Origin of the sequence: Bradyrhizobium sp. 190 (genome assembly GCF_023073415.1) — a bacterium.
Taxonomy (GTDB): Bacteria; Pseudomonadota; Alphaproteobacteria; order Rhizobiales; family Xanthobacteraceae; genus Bradyrhizobium.
This window is the reverse complement of record NZ_JADPJL010000083.1, coordinates 102,543-118,370: the sequence shown is the minus strand read 5'-3', so window position 1 is coordinate 118,370 and position 15,828 is coordinate 102,543. Positions and strand designations below refer to the sequence as shown.

Below are 15,828 nucleotides of genomic sequence, written 5' to 3'. Positions count from 1 at the left end.
GATCGAAGAGGCGGTCGAAGCCGATGGTCGAGCGCCAGAGAGGTTCAAAGTTGTAACTGCGCATAGCCAAATCCTCCAATGAGCAAGTTGGTTACGAGCAGCACCGGACACTACCGGTGCCCGTCTCCAGCCCGGGCCCATCAGGCACCCGGACACCACCGCATGGTGGCGACAAAAAAATTAGGAAAACCGGTTTTGGTTTCAAGGGAGCCGCAAAAAATTTTGGGGCTTTCTTTCGTCAGGCGAACAGCTCGGTGCCGGCGGCCGAGAAGGTGACGAAAGTTCCGTCGTGCATCTTCAGCCAGCCGCGCTCGATCGCAAGTTTGAGGCCCGCGCTGTACTCGGCCGGGCTGCCGCGATCACGGAAGAGAAACGGCTCGTTGATTTGCTCGATGTGGATGCGCCTTGTATTGGCTCGACCGCATTGGCGATTTCGAGGATCCGGCGCGCGGCTTTTTCCGGGTCGGCATAGGGGCGGGCGGTGGTCTAAGCCACTGCCAAGGAATTTCAGATGGCTACAGGTCCCCGCAACCAACCGAAAGTCTCTGGTCGAAAACCTATTTCTGCATGAAGTGCCAACCCCGGAATAACCCCGACTACGTCAGGAACGAACGGACATAACCGGCGTCGAATGAAGCCAAAACTCTCGACTTTTCAGCACTATGAGGCACGATAACTGGGTTCGGGACGCCGGGTTCGCAGGACGATCCAGACTCTCCATCCAAATCTACAAACATAGTTCATCGCTGGCGTTTCGGTTCTCATATTGCCCACGGATCGGCCGGCGGATCGACCCGTTCAGGCCGCCGCTTCAAATAGCAATTTGAGATGGTTGCATGTCCCCGATTTGAACCTATCGATCGATGGCCTTGTAGTCGCAGTTGACCCCGTAAAGTCAGATTAGCCCGTGTTCAGATATGAGGCAGTGCGACGACTATGATTGTGCGACGAATGCCCATTTTCGGTCGGAGTAGGCCAGTGGTGCGACCAGTAAGTCATTGATTGTTCTCTACCCGTCGCTATCTCTTAATCAGCGGGTCCCAGGTTCGAGCCCTGGTGCGCCCACCAAGCCTTTCAAGATCTAATGCCAAGATCCAATGCATTGCCATTGAATGCGGTGACGCGCGTCGGAGTGACGGCAATCCCGCTCGACCTTCCGCGATTCCCTCGGAGCCGAGCAGCCAAGCACCGGCAAAGAAGAAAGCCATTCCGCAACCGGTCCATACGGAAATGCGCTTCCATTTCGTGGTTCGAAAAAGCAAATCGCTTCCATTGCTCCATCGGCCGGAAACGACGACATTTGCCTCGGAATCAACAGATTGGCCGTGCAATGGACCGCTTGAGATACGAGCCGTTTGGCGAGCGTCTGGCGCCCGAAAGGGACGCAGCGCCGCCTTCGCGCGCGTCCAGATATCTGTTGTGGGCCGGCACCGGCCTGTTCTGGTCGCTGGTTGGGGCCATCGTGATCGCCCGCGCCGTCTTCTTCGAGCCGGGCGTATTTGACGAATTCAGCCGCGTCGCGGCGCTCGCCAAAGCTCTGATCTTCTAAGCTACCTCCGCAACGCGCTTGTCCTGCCAGATCATCCGCTCGAACGCGGTCGCCGCAGGAATTTCAATTCGCCCGGGTACCTTCAATTGCCACAGCGTGCGCTCGATCTGCAGGTCGCGCATCGGCACGACCTTGAGCCGGCCGAGCGTGACCTGATCGGAAATCGTGGCGCTGGAGACGATGGCGACGCCGAGGCCGGCGGCTACCGCCTGCTTGATCGCCTCGGTGCTGCCGATCTCCAGCGTGCGCCGGGGCTCAATGCCCTCGGCAGCCAGCGCCTGCGCCACCACTTCGCGCGATCCGGAGCCGGGCTCGCGCACGATCAGGACTTCATCGCCAAGCGCCGCGCCGTCGATCCCGCGTTCGGCCGCCGCGAAGCGGTGCCGCGCATCGACGATCAGGCTCATCACGTCGGTGCGCCAGGCATGGCTTTCGAGTTCGTCAACTTCGACCGGACCTTCGACCAGCGCGATCTCGATATCATGCGCCAGCATGAGATCGGCGATGTCCCTGGTATTGGCGATAATGAGATGCAGGTCGATCCCGGGATATTTTCGGTGAAACGTTCCGAGATAGTCCGATATCATGTAGGTCGCGATCGTGGTGGATGCGCCGATGCGCAGCGATCCGCTGTCGAGATTGCGCAGCGACAATAATTCGTCCTCAGCCGCACGCTCGGCTGCAAACAGCGCCTCCGCATGCCGCACCAGCGCCTTTCCCTCCCGTGTCGGCCGCACGCCCTTTGGCGTCCGGTCGAGCAGGCGGCAGCCGACCTGAAGCTCGAAATCCCGCACCCCCTTCGAGATCGCCGGCTGGCTGATATGGAGGGCGTCGGCTGCGCGCGAGAAACTCCCGGTTCTCACCACCGTCGTGAACAGGCGCAGTAAATGCAGGTTCAAGGACATAACTTCTATCTATCGGGCCAGATCGAAAATATATTACCCGACTATCGCGGTCTGGCGCATAGATTTTTCTCCCCGGGAGAAATTAGTGCCGCAGGACGAGGAATTTTCCGCCCCAGGAAATGGGCCGGCCAGCGGCTTCAGCCGTCTTGCAGCGCTCATTCCCGGCGTTCTCCTTTGCATCGTCGTCGCCGGCGTCTCGGCAGCCCTTGAAATTGCAGAACGGCGCTTGTTCGCACACCCCTATGTGGAAGCGCTGGTACTGGCGATCCTGCTCGGCATGGCCGTGCGCAGTTTCTGGAATCCGTCCGAACGCTGGCAGGCCGGCATCGCCTTCAGCGCCAAGCAGCTGCTCGAGGTGGCCGTGATGCTGCTCGGCGCCTCCATCAGCTTTGCTGCGATCGCGGCGTCCGGCATTGCCTTGCTCGGCGCTATTGCCGCGACTGTCGTCGTGACCCTGGGCCTCAGCTTCGGCGTCGGCCGCATGCTCGGCCTGTCGACGCGGCTCTCGATCCTGATCGCCTGCGGCAACTCCATCTGCGGCAATTCGGCGATTGCAGCGGTCGCGCCGGTCATAGGAGCCGATGGCGACGAAATCGCATCCTCGATCTCCTTCACGGCGATACTCGGCGTGATGATGGTGTTGGGGCTGCCGCTGCTCATTCCGCTTCTGCAATTGTCCGCGACGCAATACGGAATTCTCGCCGGCCTCACGGTCTACGCCGTCCCGCAAGTGCTCGCCGCAACCGTGCCTGCCGGGCTCGTGAGCACGCAGATCGGCACGCTGGTGAAATTGATGCGCGTACTGATGCTCGGGCCGATCGTGGTGGGGCTTGCGTTGCTCGCCCCGCGTCTGCGTGGCGGAGCGCACGGCAAGACAACGGTTGGCTTCTTCCGGCTCGTTCCCTGGTTCATCCTCGGCTTTCTCGCTCTTTCCGTTCTGCGCTCGCTCGATATCGTACCGGCAGCGGTGATCGGTCCGCTGACTGCGATCACCGGCTTTCTCACGGTCGTGTCGATGGCGGCACTCGGCCTCGGCGTCGACGTTCGGGTTCTTGCCACCGTCGGCGGCAGGGTGACGGCGGCTGTGACGTTGTCGCTGATGCTCCTGCTCACGATCAGCATCGGCCTGATTCATCTGTTCAACTGATGTCCCGCCCGGGTGGCTGCGCGGAATCGTTCGAGCCGATCAGTCCAGCCTGAAGCCGATGCGCCTCACATAGGCGCCGAAGTCCGCGCGCTCGGGGTGGGTATATTGCCGCGCCTTATCCTCCGACCAGCCATAGGTCTCGGCCAACCCGAATTCCCTGACATAGCGCTGGGCCGCGTAAGGCTGGGCTGCCTCGCGGCGCCGGTCGTACGCCTTGATGGCATCATCGAGGCCGTCTTCGAGAAATGTGTTGTGATGCACGGTCACGGACAGCGGAAGCCGCATGCTGAGCTGCGGCGCGTCGGCAGGATATCCCACGGCTAGTCCCGCTACCGGGAAAACATGGTCGGGAAGCTTCAGGAGCCGCGACAACGCGTCGGAGTGATTGCGGACCGCGCTGACCGGACAGACACCGAGACCTTCAGCCTCGGCCGCGATCACGAATGCGGACAGGGCTATCGCCGCATCGACAGCGGCGTTGAAGAAGGCATCGAGATGATCGTTGGCGAAATGCCTGTCGCGCAATGCGTGGATTCGACGCTGCCTTCGATTGTTGCCGCAGAAGAGGAGAAGGTTCGGAACGCTTGCAAGCCATTTTTGACCCAGCGGTCCGTCTGCTAACAACGCTCCGATCTGTGATTTTAGGGACGGCGCGTCGATGTCGCGCTGCTGCAGATCGCTTTTGGTCGGGGCGCATAGCGCCAGCGCACATAGCCGCCGCAAGGTCAGGTACGGAATGGTATCGGACCGGAATTTTCGTACCGAACCGCGAGCCGCCAACTGACTGAAGAGCGACGGGGCGTCGCCGCCGAATTCCACATCCGCAGCGTCAGGACCGAAGCGATCGACAAGCGGGATTTTTGAATTGGACATCTCGAAGGTCTCCAGGGACGCCGCTCATGATTTGAAGTCGGGAGCATAAATTATTCGGTTGCGTTTTGCAGCGCTTCGGAGCCGAATGATCGAAAGACGCCGCTCCCGGGGAGAAAGATTGCAATGGATATGAAACTGTCGCCCGAGCAAATGAAGCTCCGTAGCGCTGCGCGTGAATTGGCTGAAGCCGAATTCGCGCCGAAGGCAGCGGAGATCGATCGAACCGAAGCCTATCCTTTCGACAACGTGGCCGCTCTGAAGGCTGCGGGCTTCATGGGCTATACGATTCCCAAATCCCACGGTGGTCGGGGAGGAAGTTACTTCGAGGCTGCCCTGATCATCGAGGAAATAGCGCGGGTATGCGGGGCGACGGGGCGCATTACGGTCGAGGCAAATATGGGCGCCATCTCCGCGGTCATGCAGTATGGCACCGAAAAGCAGAAGCGGCTGGGAGCCGATCTCGTTCTTTCGGGCGACAAGCCGGCGATTTGCATCACCGAACCGGAAGCCGGATCGGCGGCGACCGAAATGACGACGCGTGCAGACAAGCACGGCAACACCTACGTTATCCGAGGCAAGAAGCACTGGATCACGGGAGGCGGGGTCTCAAAACTGCATCTGATCTTCGCCCGCGTATTCGACGAACAGGGAGAAGAGCAGGGGATCGGCGGCTTCCTCGCACTTAAGGGTACTCCCGGTCTGATCATCGGCAAACGCGAGCCCGCAATGGGCCTCCGTGGCATCCCCGAAACAGAGATCATCTTCGAAAATCTCGAAGTCCAGGAGGATATGCTGGTGCTGCCGCCGCGCGGGCTCCGTCGCGGGTTTGCGGATCTCATCGACGCCTATAACAGCCAACGGGTCGGCGCTGGAACGGTCGCGCTCGGGCTCGCGCAGGGTGCGTTTGAGAAGGCCATGACCTTCGTGAAAGAGCGCAAGCAGTTCGGACGCCCGATCGCTGAATTCCAGGGCCTGCAGTGGATGCTGGCCGACATGGCGGTGGCGCTCAATGCCGCGCGGCTGTCGCTTCATCAGGCAGCCCTTAGCGCCGATCCTTTTCCGGATCCTCTTCTCGCGGCGCAGGCGAAGATCATCGCGTCCGAGACGGCCAACACGGTCACGAACCAGGCGCTCCAACTGTTCGGCGCCAGAGGCTACTCGCGGGATTATCCGCTCGAACGCATGGTTCGGGATGCCCGCATGTTCACGATTGCCGGCGGCACGGCGCAGGTGCTGAGGACGCTGGTGGCGTCCAGGATTCTCGACACAAAAATCCCGCAGACCCGCAATGGATATTTGGAGGCGGTTCAGGCTCCATCCCTCGCGGCAAAGTAATCTCTTGCGGTGGTTCGCACCGCGCGGCTATGCGTTGCTGCAAAGTGCGGACGGTAGGCATAGAGTGCCGATGATCGACCACCGTCGCGGTGCCGTACTGTTTGCGGCCTTCCTGCTGAGGCCCATCAAAAAAGCTGTCTCACGATCCAGACGATGAGAAATAGCCAGCCCGCCATGGCGATCGCGACAGCGATCAAATAGTTTACTTTCATCCATGTGCGGTGCACTGGCGATCCAAAGAACAAAGCCGCCAAGCGGAGTATTTTCGCCTGGCGGCTTCGCTGGTGTGGGCCCGGACGCTTGGGGGAAATTGTCCGGTACTCAGTCAATAACCCAGCTTGAGGACGCTGCAACTGAACTCGCAACTTAACCTAACCAGTCAACCTTACTGTTCGGCAGGTCTTGGATCGCAGAGTAGCTTCTGCAACACGAACTTGCTGCTTAGGAGCTCCGCCATTTGCTCCGGCAGACTTCGAAGACGCGCCTGTGGCAGCAACTATTGGATCCTGAACTCATCGAGCTTTCTTCCACCCGCAATCAGTTTGGCTAGCCAGCGCGGGGTTTTGCCTCGCCCCGACCACGTCTCTGACGGGTTGTTCGGGTTTCGATACTTGGCCTCTACCTTCGGGTATGGTCGGCGCTCCGGACTTGGCGACGACAATTCTGCAACCCTGCTGGCCAGCTGATCGAGCTGCTGTTCAAGTTTCTTCTTCTCGTTCTCAATCTTGTCACTCAGGATCGCGCCGATTCTTTCGTGCAGATCCCAGAGGTCGTCGAGCGACATTTGCCTTAGTTTGTCGTCTTTCATGTCGCACCCCAGCAAGGAGCATGAAAAGCCAGTTCGTTACCAAACTGGACGCTTCGAAAGGAAAAGCCGCCCTGAGGCGGCCCTTCGACAAGAAACTGATCGCGGCTTTAGGCCAGAGCAGTCGCTTGGCGCTTCCGTCGATAGGTCATGTAGCCGACGCCGGCAAAGCCAAGGATCATCATGGCCCAGGTCGACGGCTCCGGCACGGGTCCAACATTGCCGTAGGAGATGTTGTCGAATTCGAATGAATTGCTCGACGATGCGAGAACGATCTTGTCGAAGTTCAGGCCGGTGAACGTGACATAAGCGTTCGTCAGGGCGCCCGACTGGTCGCCGTTAAACCCAAGCGCAGGCACTGCGTTGAGGTTATTTCCAAAAAGCGTCAGGAACGGCGAGGCGCTGTTTCCCAGATAGAATGCGACGCTGTTGTAGGAGTCGATCGATCCCCAAAACAGACCGAACGTGTTCTGGGTCCCCGAGAACGTCAGCGTCTCGGACGTGCCACCCAGAATGGACATGTAGTTTGTGGTGTCTCCCGCCGGCGTCGCCGAGATACCCGCCGAAGTTCCCGCGGCATTCTGGGCGATGATAGCCGTACCCGAGAAGGCGATGCCGCCAAGCGAAGCCGGCGCAGCGCCCCACTGGATGCTGGTGCCGGCAAACGTGTCCGGCGTGGCGAGGCCGTCGAACGTAATGTCGTTGTTGGTATTGGAATTGCCGGCGCTGAATGGGCCGCTGGAAGCCGTGACGACCACGGCACGGGCGTTATCGCTCAAGGCGACAAGGGCGGCGAGTGCGCAGAACGGTGCAAGAAATTTTCGCATCATCGGGTTTCCAAAATGAATCGTTAATATCTTGCCAGAAATTTAAATGGGAAAATTAAATAAAGCAAGGCCAATTAAAAGTAAAAGACGTCAATATTAACAGCCATTCCGTCCGACCTGGATGCAGGCCAATGCCGGAGAAGCGCGCATTGTGGGCTCTTTTGCTGCCGCCTTGCGTCCGCTTCGGCCGGCTTCTCCATTTCATGGACGAATTATTCAAATCCTAACGAATGCGTTGGGCCGGAATTATTCATGTCCCGGGCGGCGCAACGCCTTCGCGCGCAAAAGAGCCATATGGATAAAACTGTAACGGTCGGTTTGAGCGGCGGGCAATAGTCCTCCCGTCAAATGCCCCCAGAGCCCGCGAAAGGCTCCTTGGGGGTGTTTGATGTTTTCACGTGATCTGGCCGGCCCGACAAGCAGGGATGCGATTGACGGCTTCGATGCGATCGCCGATGCGCTCGATCGCGGCTTCGATCCCGCCCACGGCAGGAGCTCAAGGCTCGGCGACTTCCTTGCGATCGCGGCAGGCTGGCTCGTTCTCGGAGCGGTTATTTTTTACCCCGGTCTCCAGCTCGCTGCGATCGTGGTCTGCGTGGCTTTCCTCGCAACGCGCTCGTTCGCCCGTCTCATCCTTGGCCCCAGCCCGTCCCGTGAACAGCCGCGCGAAAGCCAGGCTCTGCTGGCCGCCTAGCTGTTCCCTGCGGCTCCCGCGCCATCGGCGGCCACCGCCGTTTGCGGCAAGGTGAGGTCGCCCATGTGAACGGGGTAGGAGTGGGACGTCTTGTCCCAAACGAGGGCTGTACCGGATATCCGGTGGCTGACGTAGATGCGCACGGCGCGCCACGTTGCGAAGAAGTTGACGAAATTGCCAACGACAAGCCTCGGCGCGGCCATCAGGGCATGACGCACGTTGTAGATCATGCCTGTGAACGTCATTCGGTTGAACAGGCGCCAGACCAGAAACAGGAAGTTTGCGAAAAACATCCAGACCGCCCAGTTCTGGTTCAGCAGGGTATAAACAAACTGCTTTTCGGTATCGAAAGCCGCCCGATAGAGTTCGAATACGGTCAAATTGGCGAGCGCAAAATAGGCGAGCATCACCGCAGGGCTGGTGATCACGCCCTTTCTATCTCGCGCCAGAAAGTACTTGGTTCCGAGAGAGCCTTTCCAGCCTTGCTCCTGGGAGCCCTGGAACACGATGCCGAGCAGCCAGCGCGCGCGCTGGCGATAGGCGGCCTCGAGGCCTGACGGAAAGAACTCGCGGGTCGCCACCGGAAGGGTCCGGTGGAGAATGCCTGGGTTGCCGCTGTCGATATCGATGTCGATCGCGTAGTTCGCCGGATAGGCGATAAACGCGGACTTGAACCCGAGCTCAGAGACGCGAAACGCGATGTCATAGTCTTCCGTGAACGATGACGTGCGGAAAGCCTCGCCGTGGTTCTGATCGTTGAGATGCTGGATCGCCTCCCGGCTGAAGCATGCGGAGACGCCGGCGCAGGGAATGACGCCGCTGATCCGCTGCCGAACCTCGAGGTCCTTGGTGTGCATCTCGGCGAACTCATCCATATAGAGGCCCGCGATCATCGAAGTGATCGGCCGGGAGAACGAGTAAACCGGCAACTGAATGAAGTCGTAGATGTCGACCAGCTTGTTGAAGAGCTTGAGCTCCAGCGGGTGAATAAGGTCCTCGGAATCGTGCATCACGATTCCCGCAAACTTGATGTTCTGCTCGGCCTCGAACATGAAGATGTCGGAGATCGTCTGGTTCAGGCAATCGGCCTTGCTGGTCGGGCCATCATGCGGGACCAGCACCATATGGATGTTCTTGTACAGTCCCTGCGCCTTGCGCACCTCGGCCTGGGTGAGGGGATCGTTCAGATAGACGCCGACGAAGTAATGCGCGTGCTCGTAGCGCACGAGCCGGGAGTTCGATGAGAGCATCGAAAAAATGACGTCGTGCTCCTTCCAGCACGGCACCATGATGGCGATGGGACGTTCGGGGATTTGCTCGAGAATCTCCACACTAGGCAATTCCCTGGACTTGCTGTTCGCCGTGCCCATCAGCCTGCTGCTCCAGTACAGCAGGTCCACTACGAGATCGTCGATGCTGGAGACCGCGATGATCACACCGGCGATCAGCATCAGAATCTCGACGACATAGAGATATTGAAAGATGAAGGAGGGAGCTTGTGTCATGAGTTAGGATGCGTGGTGAAGCTGAATGATTTCGGCGGACCGCATTTGCGGCGGCAGGACGAATTGTCGATAGAGCGCCTCGACGATCCGCTTGCTGGCGTGACCATCTCCATAGGGAAATACCGGCCGGGCCATGCGGGTATATTTCGCGCTGTTCTTGTACAGTTCGAACAAGGCACCGAATACCGCCTCGCGCGAAGTCCCGACCAACTCGACAACCCCTGACGCCACCGCCTCGGGCCGCTCGGTTACGTCGCGCAACACCAGAACGGGCTTGCCGAGCGCAGGCGCCTCTTCCTGGAGGCCGCCGCTGTCGGTCACCACGCACCAGGCATTCTGTATCGCGGCGACGATGTCGCGGTAGCCCAGCGGATCGACCAGCTTGATCCGGGGATGTCCCGAAAGAATCTCGATGGCCGTTTCGCGCGCATTTGGATTGGGGTGAACCGGAAAATACACGGCGACGTCGGGGGTGAGATCGACGAAGGCCCTGATCGCGGTGAATGCGTCCCGCAGCGGCGCGCCAAAATTCTCGCGCCGATGCGCCGTGAGGAGGATGGTCCGCAGCCTGGGAAAGTCGGCGGGCGGCGCCGGCTTCGAAGCCGCGACTTCGAGCAATGAGTCGATGACCGTGTTTCCCGAAACGAGGATCTTCTCCCGCGAAATGTTCTCTCGCGTCAGGTTCTGCGCCGCAGCCGATGTGGGCGCGCAGTGGAGAGACGTGGATACGGCGATCGAACGGCGGTGAAATTCCTCGGGGAAGGGCGCGTCAAGGCTTGGCGTGCGCAGCCCTGCCTCCACATGCACAAAGGCGATCTTGCGGTAGAACGCCGCAATCGAAGACGCATAGGCGGTCGTCGTGTCCCCCTGGGCCAGAACGCAATCCGGACGGACCTCGCCGAAATACTTGTCCAGGCGGCGAATCAGCAGGCTGGCGAGAACCGCCGGCGTGCGACAGTTGCTTCGATGCGGGATGGAGAAGTCCGGACGGAGGCCGAATTCGGCAAGCGTGCTGTCGAGTAGATCGCTCTGCTGGCCGGACGTCACGATCCGAACGGTCGCCCATTCGGCTTCGCGCAGGCGGCGGATGATAGGGGCCACCTTGATGACTTCAGGCCGGGTACCAATCACAAAGACAAAAGTGCGGACAGGCGTCGAGTGGCTGAAATGCTCTCTGCGAGGGTGATGCATACCTTGCTTTCAAAAAGACCGCATCGTCCCCCACGATACGAAATATCAACCGAGATGCCGTCCCCATCGCGTTGACCCGACGGCACGATTAGAAAACGCTGGTGTTTTATCTCGCAACCCTAAATCAGACAATTGATTTAAAGGAATTTTCGGAGATTGCCGTGGAAATCCGGAGGAGACTTGATGCATGGTAAATAGCCCGCGCCCGTATTTATACGTGCCGCATAATGTGTGACCATCAGTTTCGTGGCGTCGGAATCGAGTTTGACAGGCGAGGATGGCTGGTCGGATCGAGGAGCGTTGCGGATTATGCAATTGGTGGCCAGGCTTAAGCAGTTAATTCTGGCCTTGTTCTTCAATAGGCGTTGGTGGACTCGTCGCTTGCGAGTCGCGGGCGTTCGTGCGCCCGGTGTGGCGAGGGCGGCTTGGCGGACACGCGAAGGCAATCCTGAAGGCGAGTTCCGCCTTTTGAACCTCCTTGCGAAGCTGCTGAATCTCGAAATAGGCTTTTACAATGTCGACCGGCATTAATGTGCTCTCGACCACCACTCCAAATTGAACCACAGTCCCATCGCCCTGGATGGGTCACGAGGTAACAATGGAGCCGGCAACGAGGTACAGATGGAATGCCATACAAATGGGCTTGCTTAGTGCCGCGGTTTCGCCGCGCGCTTTTAGCGATGGAAGGCTCAATGCTTGTGGGCTGTCGCTCGTCTACCGCAGGACGCCGCGCTTTACCGCAAAAACAAAGTGATTGACGAATGTCTCGAGGCCGTCGCCTCGATTCGCCTCGAGGTTTGCTGCGGCCGAACGAAGCGAGGGATGCGGCCGTTGTTCGATGGCATCCAAATCCGCGGAAACCGCCTCGAGGGCGTATCGCAATCGTCTCAAATCGGAGTTGAGTTTGGTATCCACGGCCGCCACCGAAAAATTATCAAATTAACTAATTAAACTCAAAATATATGTGATGAAATTGTGGCGGTCAATGCGCGGTAATAAAAAATATTCCAATGATTTTATTCGCTTAGTCCGATAAGGCAGCCTTGGCGCGGCTTTCAGGTGGCGGTTTTCTGCTTTTCCTTAATTGCGGGCTGAACATGATTGCAATCAGGAGAAGCAGTCCGTGATGTTTGTGGCGGGCGTGATCGCGTCGCACTGATCCAAGTTTGACCCGGAAAAAGCAAACAGGGATCGTCTGGCAAATGTGGGCAGCAGAGCTTCGTGTGACGATTACTTCATGCGGCTGCAGTGGTTTTCCGCGGCTGCGTTTTTTGCTGGCGCAAGCGTGTCGGCGCGACCGACACAAGCCCGCATCACTCATGGAAGCGATAGCGTGACGCACCGAGGGTTGATGCTCGCTTTGATCTTAAAGCGGCGCATTTACTGCGCAGCAGCGGTCCGGAATAAAACCGGAAATGTTACGCAGCCGTCACAGTGATTCAATAGTGGTAAACGACGATAAATTGCCGCCATGCAACAGCGGCCAGGAAAGCCTTGTCTGAGGCGAGGCTAAGCTTAGCATATCAAGGAAGTATTATGAACAGTATCAAGACAGCCGCGGCAGTGGCCGCGATAACCTGCATCGTGGCGCTAAGTGCATCCCCCGCGTCAGCTGTTGTTATCAGCAATCCAGTAAACAATTACCCCCATAACACCCTTTCTGGCGCTCCGATTGGTGGTCAGCAAACCCAATTCATGGGTGAGACGTTCACCGCTCCTACCACGGGGGCGCTTACTAACTTTCAGTTTACCCTGAATAACTCGACCATCACTTCGTTATATGGGGCAGTGTACGCGTGGGATGGCTCCAAGCCGACCACAATGCTCTGGCAGAGCCCGGTGATATCCGGAAATGGAGCCGGTCTTCTCGACTTCTCGCCCATTGGGCTCAACGTCACGCAGGGCCAGACATATGTGGCGTTCCTGAGCACGTACGGAATCGCTGGTAACGCCGGCATAGCGAGCTTTGGTTCGTGTTTAAGTTTTAGTGGCTGCAACAACGTTAACTCTAACTCCAATCTTGGCACTTTCGTGTGGAGCACTATCCATGACGACACCGTGCCGCTCCCGACGCCTGGTCAAACTCAAAGTTCTTGGTCTTCAGCGAATCACTTCGACGCCACCTTCTCGGCGACGTTCACAAGCGCTGTTCCCGAACCATCGACGTGGGCGATGATGATCCTTGGCTTCGCTGGTGTCGGCTTCATGGCTTATCGCCGCAAGAACAACACCGCGCTTCGCGCCGCCTAATCCGGTCAGCCCTGATTTGAGATCGAGGGGCCGCTTCAGTTGGCGGCCTCTTTCCCCTCAAAGAATTGAAATCAGATACTCCAACTCCATTTTATTTCGGATTTGCGACTAGGCACGTTCGACATACATTTGAGGCGCCAAGTCTTTTCGCAAATGGGCCGCATGATGGCGCTAATATGCGGGCAGGGCGAGCGTGGCTTAAGAGCCCGTATTCCGCCACACGCTGGCTTCGTAGCCATCGACGACTTGCGTGGTGTGGGTAAATTCCTCAAGCTGACGCAGCGGCTCGATGATCTTGCGTGCCACCAGCACGGTATTCGGCTCGGCGTTCTTCTGCATGTGCCCGGCGACGTCGATGACGCGATCCGAGATCGTCTCGAGCGGAGTAGAGTCGTCGAAGTAGACGAGGCCCGCGTTCACGCCGCAGCGAACGGCGAAATCGGCCTTGGACACCTTCACCTCGCGGTTGAACACCTTGAGACTCTTGATGACATCCTTGCCTGACTGGCAAGCGTCCTCCACATGGGCGAAGCATGCCATCACGCCGTCGGGCGTCCATGCCGTCTTCAACACGCCTCTGGCGCGGAAGATGCGCTCCACGAGCTTTCGATACTCTTCGAAGTCATATTGAACTGAAGCAGGATCTTCGCCAGTCTTCATCCCTGCCGATCCGACCACGTCGATCGCAAGGAAGGCCACTTCACGGCCGAATGTGTCGAGCTTCTTCTTGGTTTCGGCAAACACCCGCAGCAACTCCTGACGGTTTACGGCCTTGCCGCTTTCCGCCATTCGCAGCGTGGTTTCCAGTTCGGCGTCGAGCTTGGAGCCCGGCTTCACACCCTCTTTCCGGCGCCATGCCTGGGCCGACTTTCGCAGAAGCCGCCGGTTCGAGGCGGTCTGCGTGCGCTGGGCGATTGCGCCTGAGAAAATAGTTACGGCAATAGCGAGACCAATGAGGATCCAGTCGGAACGATCGCTGCCGGCAATGTTGGTCGGCACATATCGATGCAGCACCGGCACCGATTTAGTGAGAATGTATTCGCGCGCCTCGAACAGCTTGGCTGGAATCGTTGCGTTCTTCGGATTGTCGAACAGGACAAACAGCTTCGGGCCCAGCAGAACAATGATCAGGGCGAACGTTGCGACGCCCAACAGTTTCCTCAGTCCAAACAGCACGTGAACCAGGATCGATTTAGGAGCTTCGCGATGAACCACTTTGATTGTCCCCAGGCAGAGCGGGCGAGACGATCGGACAACCGCTCGATCAGCTTATAGCTCGCCGTCCGCTTTAGTGGCAAATCACCCCGTCCGATCAGGCGGATGCCGGGCCAGTACCCAGGCGGCCCGTTCTTTCGGCGGAGCTTGCTGTCAGGTCGACGGCGGCTTTTCGTCCGCATTGCCAGCAATCGACCCCAGGGCAGACATCGCCGCGGCCTTCAGGCGGATCGGATCGCGCTCGCCGTCGGCGGCCACCTTCAAGATCCTGGCTGCAATCAATCGAAGCTGCTGGCCCGATGCCGGCTCGGGCAAGGAAGCCTCGGCGCCTTCCAGCGCCTTTGACATCAACTCGATCGTTTGCGGACCGAACGAGGGACCGCCAAATTGGCCATGGTCCAACTCCTCGATAAGCCGGCGGGCCTTTCCGCCCGGTGGGGCTTGTTCGGCATCGAGACTTGTCGCGCCATTCTGCGGAGCGTCGGGCTTTGGATCGGACGCAGAACTCCCGCCTGGGTGCATGAGCTTTGCAGGCACAAACAGCTCAAGAGCAAATTTCAAGGTGTCTCGAAATCTCATCTTGCTTCTGTCCGGTTGTCACCTCGGCCTATGCTTGGCAAACCTGTACGCTTGCACGGTCGTTGCTATTGCAGAAAATCCGAATCATCTAGCAATCTAGCCTTTCGTTTTTTCAAAAAAATGCAACGTTGTTGATCGGGCAGCGGTTCGATAGGCTGTACAAAACTTCCTTCCCAACGGTAGTCCAGCGATCTGCCGGTTCAGCAAAGCAGTGCAACGAGAACCGGTCTGCCCAAGGAGACTAGATATGGCACGAGCTTTCAAGGTTCGTTCCGCGGAGCGTGACGCTCAAACCGACAGCGAACGGCTCGGCTCAATTTCGGCCGCCGTTGCGGCCGCAGTCGCGTCGATCCAGAAAGAGAGGGACGCCCTGCGTGCGCGGGTCGATGCGGCGCGCGATCAGGCTGCCTTTGCCACAGGCACTGATTACGATGAATATCTGACGCGCGACGCCAAGGACGCGGCCAGGATCAAGGAATACGAGCAGCAAATGGCAAGCGGCGAAAAGCGCACGCAGGAGCTCGAGCGTCAGCTTGGCGGTCTGGGCGCCATTCAGGAAGTCTTCAGCCGGTATTTCGCCGACAAGGTGCGGTAGGGACCATCGGCCACGGAAAATTGCGGATAATCCGCGTTTAAATCGTATTGCCGGGATTATACCCGCTCTGAGTGCCGAATATTGATCCGGGATCGCAAATGCAAATAGGCCGGCCGGGTCGTTAGCCCCAGGAAATAGCCCACCTGAACGGTGATGATTGGAAGTGCCACGACGGCCAGGCCGTCCAGCAATCCATGGCCGTTGGCCCAGGCCGAGACCAGGTACGCGCCGGCGCCCAGCACTGAAAGCGGGAGCAGCGCCAAAATATTAAAATGGAGGCCCACATAGATGCCGACACCGCAGGCGAGGATGGGCAGCATGCGTCAGCTCGCTCCATAATACGGTTAAAAGCGCATTC

At 58.7% G+C, this 15,828-nt stretch carries 17 protein-coding genes and 1 pseudogene; 6 read left to right on the top strand and 12 right to left on the bottom strand.

The window, feature by feature from the left end; translation table 11 throughout:
* Positions 1-238 precede the first annotated feature (238 nt).
* Positions 239-535: a hypothetical protein gene (locus IVB22_RS40375; protein WP_247522702.1), complete on the bottom strand. Its 297-nt coding sequence runs from the start codon at positions 533-535 to the stop codon at positions 239-241.
* Positions 536-1,330: 795 nt separating this feature from the next.
* On the opposite strand from IVB22_RS40375, the gene IVB22_RS40370 reads away from it, so the two are divergent.
* Complete coding sequence (locus tag IVB22_RS40370) at positions 1,331-1,549, top strand: hypothetical protein (RefSeq protein WP_247522701.1); 219 nt, start codon at positions 1,331-1,333, stop codon at positions 1,547-1,549.
* Here the strand turns inward: IVB22_RS40370 and IVB22_RS40365 are convergent.
* On the bottom strand, positions 1,546-2,454 hold the full coding sequence (locus IVB22_RS40365; protein ID WP_247522700.1) for a LysR family transcriptional regulator: 909 nt from the start codon (positions 2,452-2,454) through the stop codon (positions 1,546-1,548). The two genes, IVB22_RS40370 and IVB22_RS40365, sit on opposite strands and share 4 nt — an antisense overlap.
* An 85-nt stretch (positions 2,455-2,539) precedes the next feature.
* On the opposite strand from IVB22_RS40365, the gene IVB22_RS40360 reads away from it, so the two are divergent.
* Positions 2,540-3,601: a putative sulfate exporter family transporter gene (locus tag IVB22_RS40360; RefSeq protein ID WP_247522699.1), complete on the top strand. Its 1,062-nt coding sequence runs from the start codon at positions 2,540-2,542 to the stop codon at positions 3,599-3,601.
* Positions 3,602-3,640: 39 nt separating this feature from the next.
* Here the strand turns inward: IVB22_RS40360 and IVB22_RS40355 are convergent, their stop codons facing one another.
* Positions 3,641-4,474 carry a nitroreductase family protein gene (locus IVB22_RS40355; RefSeq protein WP_247522698.1) on the bottom strand — a complete coding sequence of 278 codons (834 nt, stop codon included), beginning with the start codon at positions 4,472-4,474 and terminating at the stop codon, positions 3,641-3,643.
* Between the two features lie 123 nt (positions 4,475-4,597).
* On the opposite strand from IVB22_RS40355, the gene acdA reads away from it, so the two are divergent.
* Positions 4,598-5,809, top strand: coding sequence for a 3-sulfinopropanoyl-CoA desulfinase (gene acdA, locus IVB22_RS40350; RefSeq protein WP_247522697.1), 1,212 nt, complete (start codon positions 4,598-4,600; stop codon positions 5,807-5,809).
* 496 nt (positions 5,810-6,305) lie between these two features.
* Here the strand turns inward: acdA and IVB22_RS40345 are convergent, their stop codons facing one another.
* Positions 6,306-6,617: an H-NS family nucleoid-associated regulatory protein gene (locus IVB22_RS40345; RefSeq protein ID WP_247522696.1), complete on the bottom strand. Its 312-nt coding sequence runs from the start codon at positions 6,615-6,617 to the stop codon at positions 6,306-6,308.
* 107 nt (positions 6,618-6,724) lie between these two features.
* Complete coding sequence (locus IVB22_RS40340; protein WP_247522695.1) at positions 6,725-7,444, bottom strand: PEPxxWA-CTERM sorting domain-containing protein; 720 nt, start codon at positions 7,442-7,444, stop codon at positions 6,725-6,727.
* A gap of 385 nt (positions 7,445-7,829) precedes the next feature.
* Between IVB22_RS40340 and IVB22_RS40335 the strand changes: the two genes are divergently transcribed.
* Positions 7,830-8,135, top strand: coding sequence for a hypothetical protein (locus IVB22_RS40335; RefSeq protein ID WP_247522694.1), 306 nt, complete (start codon positions 7,830-7,832; stop codon positions 8,133-8,135).
* On the opposite strand, the gene IVB22_RS40330 is transcribed toward IVB22_RS40335, so the two are convergent.
* The 4 genes from IVB22_RS40330 to IVB22_RS40315 form a co-directional block, all read right to left on the bottom strand.
* Positions 8,132-9,640, bottom strand: coding sequence for a glycosyl transferase family protein (locus tag IVB22_RS40330; RefSeq protein WP_247522693.1), 1,509 nt, complete (start codon positions 9,638-9,640; stop codon positions 8,132-8,134). The two genes, IVB22_RS40335 and IVB22_RS40330, sit on opposite strands and share 4 nt — an antisense overlap.
* A gap of 3 nt (positions 9,641-9,643) precedes the next feature.
* On the bottom strand, positions 9,644-10,831 hold the full coding sequence (gene wecB / locus IVB22_RS40325) for a non-hydrolyzing UDP-N-acetylglucosamine 2-epimerase (protein WP_249805730.1): 1,188 nt from the start codon (positions 10,829-10,831) through the stop codon (positions 9,644-9,646).
* Between the two features lie 336 nt (positions 10,832-11,167).
* The gene (locus tag IVB22_RS40320; protein ID WP_247522691.1) at positions 11,168-11,359 is read right to left on the bottom strand and encodes a hypothetical protein; all 192 of its coding nucleotides are present in this window, start codon (positions 11,357-11,359) and stop codon (positions 11,168-11,170) included.
* Between the two features lie 186 nt (positions 11,360-11,545).
* Positions 11,546-11,746: a hypothetical protein gene (locus tag IVB22_RS40315; protein WP_247522690.1), complete on the bottom strand. Its 201-nt coding sequence runs from the start codon at positions 11,744-11,746 to the stop codon at positions 11,546-11,548.
* 1,218 nt (positions 11,747-12,964) lie between these two features.
* Between IVB22_RS40315 and IVB22_RS42245 the strand changes: the two are divergent.
* A pseudogene (locus IVB22_RS42245) lies at positions 12,965-13,081 on the top strand (PEPxxWA-CTERM sorting domain-containing protein); the annotation flags it as partial.
* 198 nt (positions 13,082-13,279) lie between these two features.
* On the opposite strand, the gene IVB22_RS40305 reads toward IVB22_RS42245, so the two are convergent.
* Together IVB22_RS40305 and IVB22_RS40300 are read right to left on the bottom strand one after the other, a co-directional pair.
* Positions 13,280-14,296, bottom strand: coding sequence for a hypothetical protein (locus IVB22_RS40305; RefSeq protein WP_247522688.1), 1,017 nt, complete (start codon positions 14,294-14,296; stop codon positions 13,280-13,282).
* A gap of 153 nt (positions 14,297-14,449) precedes the next feature.
* Positions 14,450-14,644 carry a hypothetical protein gene (locus tag IVB22_RS40300; protein ID WP_247522687.1) on the bottom strand — a complete coding sequence of 65 codons (195 nt, stop codon included), beginning with the start codon at positions 14,642-14,644 and terminating at the stop codon, positions 14,450-14,452.
* Between the two features lie 478 nt (positions 14,645-15,122).
* Between IVB22_RS40300 and IVB22_RS40295 the strand changes: the two genes are divergently transcribed.
* On the top strand, positions 15,123-15,470 hold the full coding sequence (locus IVB22_RS40295) for a hypothetical protein (protein WP_247522686.1): 348 nt from the start codon (positions 15,123-15,125) through the stop codon (positions 15,468-15,470).
* A 56-nt stretch (positions 15,471-15,526) separates the two neighbouring features.
* On the opposite strand, the gene IVB22_RS40290 is transcribed toward IVB22_RS40295, so the two are convergent.
* On the bottom strand, positions 15,527-15,790 hold the full coding sequence (locus IVB22_RS40290; protein ID WP_247522685.1) for a hypothetical protein: 264 nt from the start codon (positions 15,788-15,790) through the stop codon (positions 15,527-15,529).
* Positions 15,791-15,828 lie beyond the last annotated feature (38 nt).

Excerpts from the sequence above, each read along its gene's own strand:
- IVB22_RS40370 (WP_247522701.1), top strand. The coding sequence starts at position 1,331 with ATGGACCGCTTGAGATACGAGCCGTTTGGCGAGCGTCTGGCGCCCGAA.
- IVB22_RS40365 (WP_247522700.1), bottom strand. The coding sequence starts at position 2,454 with ATGTCCTTGAACCTGCATTTACTGCGCCTGTTCACGACGGTGGTGAGA.
- IVB22_RS40355 (WP_247522698.1), bottom strand. The coding sequence starts at position 4,474 with ATGTCCAATTCAAAAATCCCGCTTGTCGATCGCTTCGGTCCTGACGCT.
- acdA (WP_247522697.1), top strand. The coding sequence starts at position 4,598 with ATGGATATGAAACTGTCGCCCGAGCAAATGAAGCTCCGTAGCGCTGCG.
- IVB22_RS40345 (WP_247522696.1), bottom strand. The coding sequence starts at position 6,617 with ATGAAAGACGACAAACTAAGGCAAATGTCGCTCGACGACCTCTGGGAT.
- IVB22_RS40340 (WP_247522695.1), bottom strand. The coding sequence starts at position 7,444 with ATGATGCGAAAATTTCTTGCACCGTTCTGCGCACTCGCCGCCCTTGTC.
- IVB22_RS40335 (WP_247522694.1), top strand. The coding sequence starts at position 7,830 with ATGTTTTCACGTGATCTGGCCGGCCCGACAAGCAGGGATGCGATTGAC.
- IVB22_RS40330 (WP_247522693.1), bottom strand. The coding sequence starts at position 9,640 with ATGACACAAGCTCCCTCCTTCATCTTTCAATATCTCTATGTCGTCGAG.
- wecB (WP_249805730.1), bottom strand. The coding sequence starts at position 10,831 with ATGCATCACCCTCGCAGAGAGCATTTCAGCCACTCGACGCCTGTCCGC.
- IVB22_RS40320 (WP_247522691.1), bottom strand. The coding sequence starts at position 11,359 with ATGCCGGTCGACATTGTAAAAGCCTATTTCGAGATTCAGCAGCTTCGC.
- IVB22_RS40300 (WP_247522687.1), bottom strand. The coding sequence starts at position 14,644 with ATGTCAAAGGCGCTGGAAGGCGCCGAGGCTTCCTTGCCCGAGCCGGCA.
- IVB22_RS40295 (WP_247522686.1), top strand. The coding sequence starts at position 15,123 with ATGGCACGAGCTTTCAAGGTTCGTTCCGCGGAGCGTGACGCTCAAACC.
- IVB22_RS40290 (WP_247522685.1), bottom strand. The coding sequence starts at position 15,790 with ATGCTGCCCATCCTCGCCTGCGGTGTCGGCATCTATGTGGGCCTCCAT.